The organism is Salmonella sp. SAL00653 (genome assembly GCF_046552515.1).
In the GTDB taxonomy this organism is placed as follows: Bacteria; Pseudomonadota; Gammaproteobacteria; order Enterobacterales; family Enterobacteriaceae; genus Salmonella; species Salmonella enterica.
This window is the reverse complement of sequence record NZ_JBGDTY010000027.1, coordinates 25,296-37,078: the sequence shown is the minus strand read 5'-3', so window position 1 is coordinate 37,078 and position 11,783 is coordinate 25,296. Positions and strand designations below refer to the sequence as shown.

9 protein-coding genes and 1 pseudogene are annotated in these 11,783 nt (G+C 51.8%); 7 read left to right on the top strand and 3 right to left on the bottom strand.

The features are described from left to right. The first annotated feature begins 156 nt into the window (after nucleotides 1–156). Nucleotides 157–1,344, top strand: coding sequence for a cystathionine beta-lyase (gene metC, locus ACLJRU_RS22485; RefSeq protein ID WP_023235244.1), 1,188 nt, complete (start codon nucleotides 157–159; stop codon nucleotides 1,342–1,344). Between the two features lie 139 nt (nucleotides 1,345–1,483). Beyond that, a complete protein-coding gene (yghB, locus tag ACLJRU_RS22480) occupies nucleotides 1,484–2,143 on the top strand; it encodes a DedA family general envelope maintenance protein YghB (protein ID WP_000268444.1) in 660 nt (219 codons plus the stop codon). Nucleotides 2,144–2,206: 63 nt separating this feature from the next. Here the strand turns inward: yghB and ACLJRU_RS22475 are convergent, their stop codons facing one another. Beyond that, nucleotides 2,207–3,106: an AraC family transcriptional regulator gene (locus ACLJRU_RS22475; protein WP_024131366.1), complete on the bottom strand. Its 900-nt coding sequence runs from the start codon at nucleotides 3,104–3,106 to the stop codon at nucleotides 2,207–2,209. Nucleotides 3,107–3,298: 192 nt separating this feature from the next. On the opposite strand from ACLJRU_RS22475, the gene yqhD reads away from it, so the two are divergent. The 4 genes and pseudogenes from yqhD (at nucleotide 3,299) to ACLJRU_RS22455 (ending at nucleotide 7,546) form a co-directional block, all read left to right on the top strand. Then, nucleotides 3,299–4,462 carry an alcohol dehydrogenase gene (gene yqhD, locus ACLJRU_RS22470; protein WP_001540921.1) on the top strand — a complete coding sequence of 388 codons (1,164 nt, stop codon included), beginning with the start codon at nucleotides 3,299–3,301 and terminating at the stop codon, nucleotides 4,460–4,462. Between the two features lie 105 nt (nucleotides 4,463–4,567). Continuing rightward, nucleotides 4,568–5,395, top strand: a complete 828-nt coding sequence (gene dkgA, locus ACLJRU_RS22465; protein ID WP_000013100.1) for a 2,5-didehydrogluconate reductase DkgA — start codon at nucleotides 4,568–4,570, stop codon at nucleotides 5,393–5,395. Nucleotides 5,396–5,560: 165 nt separating this feature from the next. Beyond that, nucleotides 5,561–7,046, top strand: a pseudogene (locus ACLJRU_RS22460) (DASS family sodium-coupled anion symporter). 44 nt (nucleotides 7,047–7,090) lie between these two features. Next, nucleotides 7,091–7,546, top strand: coding sequence for an HIT family protein (locus tag ACLJRU_RS22455; protein ID WP_000128242.1), 456 nt, complete (start codon nucleotides 7,091–7,093; stop codon nucleotides 7,544–7,546). 157 nt (nucleotides 7,547–7,703) lie between these two features. Here the strand turns inward: ACLJRU_RS22455 and ACLJRU_RS22450 are convergent, their stop codons facing one another. After that, the gene (locus ACLJRU_RS22450) at nucleotides 7,704–7,898 is read right to left on the bottom strand and encodes a hypothetical protein (protein WP_000525382.1); all 195 of its coding nucleotides are present in this window, start codon (nucleotides 7,896–7,898) and stop codon (nucleotides 7,704–7,706) included. A 202-nt stretch (nucleotides 7,899–8,100) separates the two neighbouring features. Beyond that, a complete protein-coding gene (locus ACLJRU_RS22445) occupies nucleotides 8,101–10,272 on the bottom strand; it encodes a YgiQ family radical SAM protein (protein WP_023235246.1) in 2,172 nt (723 codons plus the stop codon). 486 nt (nucleotides 10,273–10,758) lie between these two features. Between ACLJRU_RS22445 and ACLJRU_RS22440 the strand changes: the two genes are divergently transcribed. Beyond that, nucleotides 10,759–11,742, top strand: coding sequence for a TRAP transporter substrate-binding protein (locus ACLJRU_RS22440; RefSeq protein WP_000799370.1), 984 nt, complete (start codon nucleotides 10,759–10,761; stop codon nucleotides 11,740–11,742). Nucleotides 11,743–11,783 lie beyond the last annotated feature (41 nt).

Here is an 11,783-nt window from a genome sequence, read left to right as displayed (position 1 = left end):
AATACAAAACGCCCGATGATGTTCATCAGGCGTTTTACAGACAAAAAACTGTCAACCTATATCAGGACTAGTCACTGTATCACACGTCGCTAGGGTGCAGATGGTTATATTCATGCTAGTTTAGACATCCAGACGGTTAAAATCAGGAAACGCAACATGACGGATAAACAGTTGAATACCAAACTGGTAAACGCAGGACGCAGCAGAAAATACACGCTTGGCTCAGTGAATAGTGTGATTCAACGCGCTTCTTCACTGGTGTTTGACACCGTCGAGGCCAAAAAACACGCTACCCGCAATCGCGCCAACGGCGAATTATTTTACGGGCGCCGGGGAACGCTGACCCACTTTTCGCTCCAGGAAGCCATGTGTGAACTGGAAGGCGGCGCCGGATGCGCGCTCTTCCCGTGCGGCGCGGCGGCGGTCGCCAACACCATTCTGGCATTCGTTGAGCAGGGCGACCACATCCTGATGACCAACACAGCCTATGAACCCAGCCAGGATTTCTGCAGCAAAATTCTCGGCAAACTGGGCGTGACGACAAGCTGGTTCGACCCGCTCATCGGCGCTGATATCACGCAACATATTCAACCGAACACGAAAGTCGTATTTCTGGAATCCCCCGGTTCTATTACCATGGAAGTACATGATATTCCGAGCATTGTTAGTGCGGTCAGACGCGTCGCGCCAGAAGCCGTCATCATGATTGATAATACCTGGGCGGCTGGCGTTCTGTTCAAAGCTCTGGAATTCGATATTGATATCTCTATCCAGGCGGGCACTAAGTATCTGATTGGTCATTCTGATGCGATGGTCGGTACTGCCGTTGCAAATGCGCGCTGCTGGGAACAATTGCGGGAAAACGCCTATCTGATGGGGCAAATGCTCGACGCCGACACAGCTTATATGACCAGCCGCGGTCTGCGCACACTCGGCGTGCGACTGCGCCAGCATCAAGAAAGCAGCCTCAAAATCGCCGCATGGCTGGCGAACCATCCTCAGGTCGCGCGCGTTAATCATCCGGCCCTGCCGGGTAGCAAAGGTCATGCGTTCTGGAAACGAGACTTTACAGGCAGCAGCGGCCTGTTCTCCTTTGTGCTCAATAAAAAGCTGACCGAGGCAGAATTATCAGCCTATCTGGATAACTTTTCGCTGTTCAGTATGGCCTACTCCTGGGGAGGCTACGAATCGCTGATTATTGCTAATCAGCCGGAACAGATCGCCGCAATTCGTCCCGCAGGCGGCGTAGATTTTACCGGTACGCTGGTCCGGGTGCATATTGGTTTAGAGAGTGTTGATGATTTGATCGCTGATTTAGCCGCCGGCTTCGCCAGAATTGTGTAAAGTTGCCGGGGATGGACATATATGCAGACAATTTCCGTGGAAAAGTCTGCGTTTGTTGCGTCCGGGATCAAGGCATCCCGGACGATTCAGGAGTACAATAGGCGAATAAAAGCATAAATGCTGTTCCACAGGAAAGTTCATGGCTGTCATTCAAGATATTATCGCTGCGCTCTGGCAACATGATTTTGCCGCGCTGGCGAATCCACACGTTGTTAGCGTCGTCTACTTTGTCATGTTCGCCACGCTATTTTTAGAAAACGGTCTGCTGCCAGCGTCATTCTTACCTGGCGATAGTCTGCTGCTGCTGGCAGGCGCGTTGATCGCCCAGGATGTGATGCATTTTTTGCCGACGATTGGCATTCTCACCACCGCGGCCAGTCTCGGCTGCTGGCTAAGTTATATCCAGGGACGCTGGCTCGGTAATACGCGTACCGTCAAAGGCTGGCTGGCGCAGCTTCCGGCAAAATATCATCAGCGCGCCACCTGCATGTTTGACCGTCACGGTTTGTTAGCGTTACTTGCCGGGCGCTTTCTGGCGTTTGTCCGCACTCTGCTGCCAACAATGGCGGGTATTTCCGGCCTGTCCAACCGCCGGTTTCAGTTTTTTAACTGGTTAAGCGGCCTGCTGTGGGTGACTGTCGTGACCAGCTTCGGCTACGCGCTCAGTATGATCCCGTTTGTTAAGCGCCATGAAGACCAGGTAATGACATTTTTAATGATCCTTCCCGTCGCGCTACTGGTCGCCGGGCTGTTAGGTACGCTGGTCGTGGTGATTAAAAAGAAATACTGTAACGCCTGACGTATCCATAATCGGCCAGGATGGCCCGGTTACGCTTCGTTGACCCGTGGCGGGATGCCCCACTTAGCTCCCTTGCATTGTCCGCATTCTTGCCGCATCTTCGCCCGGCGTAACGCCAAAATAACGTTTAAACTCCCGGCTAAACTGCGATGCGCTCTCATAGCCGACCCGCATCGCCGCGGCGCTGGCCTTCATACCGTCGTGAATCATCATCATCCGCGCTTTATGCAGTCGGTAGCTTTTTAAATACTGCAACGGCGAGGTGCTGGTGACCGCCTTAAAATTATGGTGAAACGCCGATACGCTCATGTTCGCTTCTGCCGCCAGTTGCTCAACATTCAGGTTCTCGGTGTATTTCATTTCGATCTGTTTAAGTACGCGACTGATCAGGCTAAAGTGCGTCTGGCGACTAACCAGCGCAAGCAGCGCCCCGCCGCGCGGCCCCATCAGCACATGATAAAGAATTTCGCGAATAATCTGTTTTCCCAGAATCCGCTCATCCAGCGGGCGCTCCATCACATCCAGCAATCTTTCCACCGCACATAAAATCTCGTCCGACAGCGTGGCGGAGTTAATCCCACTGGCCGCCATCGGCAACTGGAAACGCTCATCTTCGCCAATGTCCATGAGCAACTCTTGCAGTTGCAGCACATCAATATCGAGCCGAATACCGGCCAGCGGTACCTCCGGCGTCGCCCAGGTCTCGCATTCAAAAGGGAGCGGCACGGTCAGTAAGAGATATTCATTAGCGTCATAACGAAACTTGCGCTTGTTAATATAGCCAATTTTATGGCCGGAAAAGAGAAATATGATGCCAGGCTGATACATGACCGGCGTGCACGGCCCCGGTTCAACACCATACAACAGACGAATGCCCGCCAGCCGCTCGCTGATTATTTTATCATTATTTTTTAAATGATTAATTTTATCCGCCAACTGTAAGCAAATTGCTTCACGATTCATAACGCGCCATTTTTTCATCAAATCCACTCCGCTGGATTGTGCGCATTTTTAGCGATTTTCTCCAGCATTCTGGAGAAATAGGCAAAACATTGGCAGAAATGTGCATTGAGAGACATCCCTCACAAGACCACAATGATGACCATCAGGCAGACAGCCGCCTGCCCTCTTTTTACCCACATAAGGGAATGAGCAATGAACAATTTCAAATTACATACCCCTACCCGCATTCTGTTTGGTAAAGGCGCTATCGTCGATCTTCGCGATCAAATCCCGCAGGACGCCCGCGTGCTGATTACCTATGGCGGCGGTAGCGTGAAAAAGACCGGCGTACTGGCGCAAGTTCAGGAAGCGTTAAAAGGACTGGATGTTCGGGAGTTTGGCGGTATTGAACCGAACCCGTCCTATGAAACGCTGATGAAGGCCGTGCAGCTTGTGCGCGACGAAAATATTACCTTCCTGCTGGCCGTTGGCGGCGGTTCCGTACTGGACGGCACCAAATTTATCGCCGCAGCGGCGCAGTATACGGACGGCGTCGATCCGTGGCACATTCTGGAAACCGGCGGTACTGAGATTCGTAGCGCAATCCCGATGGGGTCTGTGCTGACCCTACCGGCAACCGGCTCAGAATCGAACGCCGGCGCAGTCATTTCCCGTAAAACCACTGGCGACAAACAGGCCTTCCACTCCTCGTTCGTGCAACCGGTGTTTGCCGTACTGGACCCGGTCTACACCTATACATTGCCGCCGCGCCAGGTTGCGAACGGCGTCGTGGATGCTTTCGTCCATACCGTTGAGCAGTACGTCACTTACCCGGTTAACGGCAAAATTCAGGATCGTTTCGCCGAAGGCATTTTACTCACACTGATCGAAGAAGGTCCCAAAGCGCTGCAAGAGCCTGAAAACTATGACGTCCGCGCTAACGTGATGTGGGCCGCTACTCAGGCGTTAAATGGCCTGATTGGCGCTGGGGTTCCGCAGGACTGGGCGACGCATATGCTGGGCCACGAGCTTACCGCGATGCACGGTCTCGATCATGCCCAGACGCTGGCTATCGTTCTGCCTGCGCTATGGAACGAAAAACGAGACGTTAAACGTGCAAAACTCCTGCAATACGCTGAACGTGTATGGAATATCACCGACGGTTCCGACGACGAGCGTATTGATGCCGCCATTGCCGCCACCCGCCGTTTCTTCGAACAGATGGGCATGCCTACCCGTCTGTCCGATTACGGTCTGGATGGCAGCACTATTCCGGCGCTACTGGCTAAACTTGAGGCGCATGGATGCACAAATTTAGGTGAAAATCAGGATATTACGCTGGATGTCAGCCGTCGGATTTATGAAGCGGCGCGCTAAGGTTTTTTCGCCTCTGACTTTCGTTTTTGGCCATTTCGTCCAGACTTAAGTCACTTAGTCTCGCCGGACCCGACTCCGGCGAGCCAATTAAAAGAGGAACACATCATGGCTAATCCAACCATTATCAGGCTACAGGATGGCAACGTAATGCCACAACTTGGGCTGGGAGTCTGGAAAGCAAGCAATGAAGAGGTGATCGCGGCGATTCATAAAGCGCTGGAGGTGGGCTATCGATCGATTGATACCGCCACAGCATATCAGAATGAAGAAGGCGTCGGCAAAGCGCTAAAAGCAGCGAGCGTGGCGCGGGAAGAGCTGTTTATCACTACCAAGTTGTGGAATGACGATCAAAAACGTCCCCGCGAAGCCCTGCAGGAGAGTCTGAAAAAACTGCAGCTTGATTATCTCGATCTCTATCTGATGCACTGGCCCGTACCGGCTATCGATCACTATGTCGACGCCTGGAAAGGCATGATCGCGCTGCAAAAAGAGGGGCTGGTAAAGAGTATCGGGGTCTGTAACTTTCAGATCCATCACCTCCAGCGTCTGATCGATGAAACCGGCGTTACCCCTGTGATCAACCAGATCGAGCTTCACCCCTTGATGCAACAGCGCCAGCTACATGCGTGGAATGCGACGCATAAAATCCAGACCGAGTCCTGGAGCCCGCTGGCGCAGGGCGGTGAAGGCGTATTCGATCAGAAAGTGATTCGCGAACTGGCGGATAAATACGGCAAAACGCCCGCCCAGATTGTTATTCGCTGGCATCTGGACTGCGGGCTGGTCGTCATTCCGAAATCCGTCACCCCTTCCCGTATCGCGGAAAACTTTGCTGTCTGGGATTTCCGTCTCGATAAAGATGAATTAGGCGAGATTGCAAAACTGGATCAAGGAAAACGCCTCGGCCCCGATCCGGATCAGTTCGGCGGTTAAGCCGGATTTATCGCACGCCATGCCCGACGATGTCGTCGGGCTTTTTTTCATTTCGAAATATTAAGAAACAATTACGCGCATTTAACAGTATATTTCCCCCACACACAAGCGCAGAATTATTCTTATTTTGTGAATATTTATTCATGATTATTATCAATTTACTTAATGTATATAAAATATTTATGGATGTGTGATTGTGGCGGAAAAAAAATCTCAGGGCGTTAAATGGCTCCCATTTATTCTTATTCTGGTTATCGCCGCCGGACTGTGGCAGCTAACGCCCCCTTCCGGGTTAAGCGCGCCGGCCTGGCATTCCGCGATTATTTTTGTCGCGACGATCGCCTCTATCGTGGCGAAAGTGCTGCCTATTGGCGCGGTCGGTATTATTGGTATCACCGTCTTTGCGCTCGCCTATGCTGCCGGCGACAAAACGGCCAGCGGCGCGATTACCACGGCGTTGAGCGAGCTGAACAGTTCGCTGATCTGGCTTATCGTCGTCGCCTTTATGATTGCCCATGGGTTTATCAAAACCGGGCTGGGTCGGCGTATCGCCCTACAAATGATCCGTCTGTTAGGTAAACGAACGCTGGGTCTGGCTTATGGTCTGGCGTTTGCCGATCTGATCCTCTCCCCCGCGATGCCCAGTAACACCGCGCGCTGCGGCGGCGTGATTTACCCGATCGCCGACTCGCTGGCGCGCAGCTTTGATTCACATCCGGAAGATGAGTCTCGCAGCAAAATCGGCACCTTTCTGATCACCTGTATTGGCAATGTTAACGACGTCACCGCCGCACTGTTTATGACCGGTTATACGGGTAACCTGCTGGCGGTAAAACTGGCGGCGAACGCCGGCGTTACGTTGAGCTGGGGAAGCTGGTTTATCGCCGCGCTCCTGCCTTGCCTGGTCTCTTTTCTTATCGTCCCGCTGCTGGTCTACTGGCTGACGCGTCCGGAAATTAAACATACGCCGGATGCGCCGGATTTGGCGCGCAAAGAGCTGGCGTAAATGGGCAGTATGACGCGCGGCGAGTGGCTGATGCTGGCGACCGTCGGCGTGTTGCTGGTGCTATGGATTTTTGGCAGCTCGCTCGGCGTGGATGCCACGACGGCCTCTTTTGTCGGTCTCTCGATTTTATTACTGAGCGGCGTGCTCACCTGGGAAGATGTTAAAAGCGAAAAAGGCGCCTGGGATACGTTGATTTGGTTTGCCGCGCTGCTGATGATGGCTAACCAGTTGAAGAAACTAGGATTCACCAGCTGGTTTGGCAACCTGATTGGCGACAGCATCGGCAGTACGATGCATGGAACCAGTTGGATAATCATCCTGCTGCTGCTTAACGCAGCCTATTTTTATACCCACTATTTTTTCGCCAGCGGCAACGCGCAAATCGCCGCGCTGTATGCGGTGTTTCTGGGTGTCGGTCTGCATCTGAATATACCGGCAGCGCCGATGGCGCTTATGCTGGCGTTTACCAGCAGCCTGTACTGCTCTCTTACACAGTATACCCACGCACGCGGCCCCATTCTTTTTGGCGCCGGCTATGTACCGACGGGCGTCTGGTGGCGAACGGGATTTATTATCAGTCTCTTTAATCAGGCGGTCTTTTTGACAGTCGGCCTCGCATGGTGGAAAGTGTTAGGGTTGTATTAAACGCTTAACGCATCGATAAGCCCCTCGGTTAACGGAGAAATGGAATGACCTGCATTTTCTGTCAAATAGTTGAAGGTAAAGCACCTTGTCATAAAGTTTGGGAAGATGAGCATCACCTGGCTTTTTTGTCGATTTTTCCGAATACCGATGGGTTTACCGTAGTGATCCCGAAAAAACATTACCCCAGCTACGCGTTCGATCTACCGCCGCAGGCGTTAGCGGACCTGATGCTGGCGACCCAAAAAGTGGCGAAGAAACTGGATAAGGCTTTCCCGGATGTCAGTCGTACGGGAATGTTCTTCGAAGGTTTCGGCGTAGACCATGTGCACAGTAAATTAAGCCCCATGCACGGTACTGGCGATTTAACCCACTGGAAACCGATTGAATCGCGGCAGAATAAATTTTTCGAACAGTATGAAGGATATCTGTCGTCACACGATCATGAACGGGCTGATGATGAAAAACTAGCCGCGCTGGCGGCCAGAATTCGTGAGGCATAAATACGGAGCACTTCTGCCGGATGGCGGTGTAAGCACCTTATCCAGCCTACAAAACTGTGCTATTCATAGACCTGATAAGCGCAGCGCCGTCAGGCATTATACCTTAGATTATATACTTCTTATCTATTTTAATATATCAACCCTGGTAGGTTAAATATTACGGCGCGTGGCTAAATATTTCGTACAAAAACCATCCAGGAATAGCGGCAATAACACCCATTAAAATTATCCCTGCAAGAGTCATTTGCCTGTCTTCACGTTTTTCCATATTACATGCTTTAATAGCCATTATGAATATAACAACAGCTATTATAGCAATTACGATAAAACAGGGAATAATAATCATACCCATGATATCCCCTCCTCTGGGGCTGTATACAAGCATCATGCCTTAATCATTAAGGTAATATATAATTAATTTATACAATCAATAATATTTAAATAAAATATAAAGCTCCCCGTAATTTAGCAATTACTAAAGATCGACACAATATATTTAGATGTCTGTTACTTCCAGAAACATTAGCTTCCAGAAGCAACAGATTCAAAGGTAATTAACGCCCTGCGCCTTTCCCGCGCTTCTTATTCGCAGCAAGCCCCTGCCGCTGATGTTCCACCGGCGTATGCTTGGTCAACGCCGGGCGCGTGTTGCGGTTCTGGCGACGCGCTTCGCGCATCTCTTCAATGGTCGGCGCAGGCACCAGACACTCACGGCGACCGCCAATCAAATGCTTTTTCCCCATCGCTTCCAGCGCCTGGCGAATCAGCGGCCAGTTCGCCGGATCGTGATAACGCAGCAGCGCCTTATGCAGGCGACGTTGCCTGTCTCCCTTCGGCACCACCACATCTTCACTCTTATAACCAATTTTACCCAGCGGGTTTTTGCCGGTGTAATACATAGTGGTCGAATTCGCCAACGGCGACGGGTAGAAGTTCTGCACCTGATCCAGACGGAAGCGGTGGCGCTTGAGCCACAGCGCCAGATTCACCATATCCTCGTCCCGCGTGCCCGGATGCGCGGAGATAAAATACGGGATCAGATACTGCTCTTTTCCGGCCTGTTTAGAGTAAAGGTCAAATAACTCTTTAAAGCGATCGTAGCTGCCCATACCCGGCTTCATCATTTTCGACAGCGGACCTTCTTCAGTATGCTCCGGCGCAATCTTCAGATAGCCGCCCACATGATGGCTTGCCAGCTCTTTAATGTAGCGAGGATCTTCTACAGCGATGTCGTAGCGCACGCCGGAGGCAATTAAGATTTTCTTAATGCCTTTCAGCTCACGGGCGCGGCGATAAAGATTGATCGTCGGCGTATGGTCAGTATCCATATGCGGACAGATATCCGGATAGACGCATGACAGGCGACGACAGGTCTGCTCCGCACGCGGCGACTTACAGCGCAGCATATACATGTTCGCGGTAGGACCGCCCAGATCGGAGATCACGCCGGTAAACCCCGGCACCGTGTCGCGAATCGCTTCGATCTCGTTGATGATAGAGTCTTCTGAACGGCTCTGAATGATGCGCCCTTCATGTTCAGTGATCGAGCAGAAAGAGCAGCCGCCAAAGCAGCCACGCATGATATTGATCGAAAAGCGGATCATCTCATAGGCCGGAATACGGGCATTGCCGTAAGCCGGGTGCGGCACACGCTGATACGGCAGCGCAAACACGCTATCCATCTCTTCAGTGGAGAGCGGTATGGCGGGCGGGTTGATCCAGACATAGCGGTCGCCGTGTTTTTGCATCAGCGCCCGCGCGCAGCCAGGGTTAGTTTCGTGATGCAGAATACGCGACGCATGGGCGTACAGCACCTTGTCGCCTTTCACCTTTTCAAAGAATGGCAGCAGGATATAGGTTTTTTCCCACGGCTTCGGACGCGGCGGCTGCACGGTAATCGCCTTAGCTTCTTGCTTTTTCGGCGCGACCGGCTTGTTATCCGCGCACGGCAGATCCTCGCCATAGGGATGGGGAATTGGATCGATTTTACCCGGCGTGTCCAGACGAGTGGAGTCGACGCCGCTCCAGCCTGGCAGCGCTTCTTTAACCATAATCGCAGTGTTACGCACATCACGAATCTGATCGATGGTTTCGCCCATTGCCAGACGGTGCGCCACTTCCACCAGCGGACGCTCGCCGTTGCCAAACATCAGCATGTCGGCTTTGGAATCGACTAACACTGAACGACGCACAGTATCAGACCAGTAGTCGTAATGCGCGGTACGGCGCAGACTGGCCTCAATGCCGCCGAGGATCACCGGGACATCTTTCCACGCTTCTTTGCAACGCTGGGTATAGACCAGCGTGGCGCGGTCCGGGCGTTTGCCCGCGACGTTATCTGGGGTGTAGGCGTCATCGTGGCGCAGCTTACGGTCAGCGGTGTAACGGTTGATCATCGAGTCCATGTTGCCGGCGGTGACGCCGAAGAACAGGTTCGGTTTTCCCAGACGCATAAAGTCGTCTTTGCTGTTCCAGTCCGGCTGGGCGATGATCCCCACGCGGAAGCCCTGCGCTTCCAGCATACGACCGCAAATCGCCATGCCGAAGCTCGGATGGTCGACGTAGGCGTCGCCGGTTACCAGAATAATGTCGCAGCTATCCCAGCCAAGTTGATCCATCTCGTCACGTGACATCGGCAAAAACGGCGCCGGCCCAAAGCAGGCGGCCCAGTACTGCGGCCAGGAGAAAAGGTCGCGATCCGGTTGGATCAGGGAGATAGCGCTCATATTGCTTCCAAAACGATTGGCAAAAAAATAATCAAAGGTCGGGGATTATAAGCCGTATCTATAGCGAAAATGAAGGAGATTATCGCCTTATATGCAGGGCTGGCGCGAAATAGAAACAACTTTCAACGGCCTGGCCTGAGGTGTTTGAAATTGGTCTTATGAATGTCTCAAAATTGGTATGCAATTAATTATACCCACGTCTAAAACCGCAGTATCGCCATAACAACAAAAAGTAAAAAAATATCACATTATCAGCAATATATAAAAAACTTCGCTGAATTTCTCACGACACTGTTTTTACCATGACTTTCTTCTGTGAACCAGATCTCTTTCTTTGGTCTATTGATTAAATTAAATTGGCTGACAGAATTCAGGGGATAAAGAACACCATCACCACGCCTTTCCCCAACGCAACACCTTACGTATCAGCAGGTTATTAATTAATCAACGATAACCACAGGAATCCCAACCTATAAGGAAGCAGATATGAAAAACACACGTTCATTCACAACATCAGCGGTATTACTGGCCGGCTGTTTGCTACTGGCATTTCCAGCGCTCGCCAAAACCACGCTGAAACTGAGCCACAATCAGGATAAAAGCCACGCCGTTCACAAAGCGATGAGCTATCTGGCCGATAAAGCGAAAGCCTATTCGGACGGCGAATTAAATATTCGTATTTACCCCAACGCCACGCTGGGCAACGAACGTGAATCGCTGGAATTGATGAACTCCGGCGCTCTGCAAATGGTGAAAGTCAATGCGGCATCGCTGGAGTCTTTTGCGCCGGAATATAGCGTGTTTAGCCTGCCGTTTTTATTCCGCGACCGCGATCACTACTACAACGTACTGAAAAGCGACTTAGGGAAACGCATTCTCGCGTCCTCCGAAAGCAAAGGCTTCGTCGGCTTAACCTGGTACGACGGCGGTGCCCGCAGTTTTTACGCCAGTAAGCCCATCACTCAACCCGACGATTTAGCCGGTATGAAAATCAGAGTGCAGCAAAGCCCCAGCGCTATCGCGATGGTGAAAGCGCTCGGCGGCGTGCCGACGCCGATGGCGCAAGGCGAACTCTATACCGCGCTCCAGCAAGGCGTGGTCGATGGCGGCGAAAACAACCCCGTGGTTTATGCCGATATGCGTCATGCGGAGGTGGCGAAATTCTATTCCCGCGACGAGCACACGATGGTGCCGGATGTCCTGGTCATCAGTACCAAAGTACTTAACAAATTGAGCGATAAAGAGCGGAAAGCGTTATATAAAGCCGCAGATGAATCCATGCAGCAAATGAAAGACGTCATCTGGCCCGCCGCGGAAAAAGAGGCTTATGAGAGCATGAAGGCCATGAATGCGACCGTTGTTGATATTGATAAATCCGCGTTCAAACAGCGTGTTAAGCCCTTGTTTGATGAGTTCCGCGCGAAAGATGCTCAGTCAGCGAAGGATCTGGAATACATCGAGAATATGTAAATCTGCCGGGCAGGGTTCTCCTGCCCTTTACAGGATGTAAT

Bases quoted from the DNA above. Each gene is read 5' to 3' on its own strand.
- dkgA (WP_000013100.1), top strand. From the start codon at position 4,568: ATGGCTAATCCAACCATTATCAGGCTACAGGATGGCAACGTAATGCCA.
- yqhD (WP_001540921.1), top strand. From the start codon at position 3,299: ATGAACAATTTCAAATTACATACCCCTACCCGCATTCTGTTTGGTAAA.
- yghB (WP_000268444.1), top strand. From the start codon at position 1,484: ATGGCTGTCATTCAAGATATTATCGCTGCGCTCTGGCAACATGATTTT.
- ACLJRU_RS22455 (WP_000128242.1), top strand. From the start codon at position 7,091: ATGACCTGCATTTTCTGTCAAATAGTTGAAGGTAAAGCACCTTGTCAT.
- metC (WP_023235244.1), top strand. From the start codon at position 157: ATGACGGATAAACAGTTGAATACCAAACTGGTAAACGCAGGACGCAGC.
- ACLJRU_RS22450 (WP_000525382.1), bottom strand. From the start codon at position 7,898: ATGGGTATGATTATTATTCCCTGTTTTATCGTAATTGCTATAATAGCT.
- ACLJRU_RS22440 (WP_000799370.1), top strand. From the start codon at position 10,759: ATGAAAAACACACGTTCATTCACAACATCAGCGGTATTACTGGCCGGC.
- ACLJRU_RS22475 (WP_024131366.1), bottom strand. From the start codon at position 3,106: ATGAATCGTGAAGCAATTTGCTTACAGTTGGCGGATAAAATTAATCAT.
- ACLJRU_RS22445 (WP_023235246.1), bottom strand. From the start codon at position 10,272: ATGAGCGCTATCTCCCTGATCCAACCGGATCGCGACCTTTTCTCCTGG.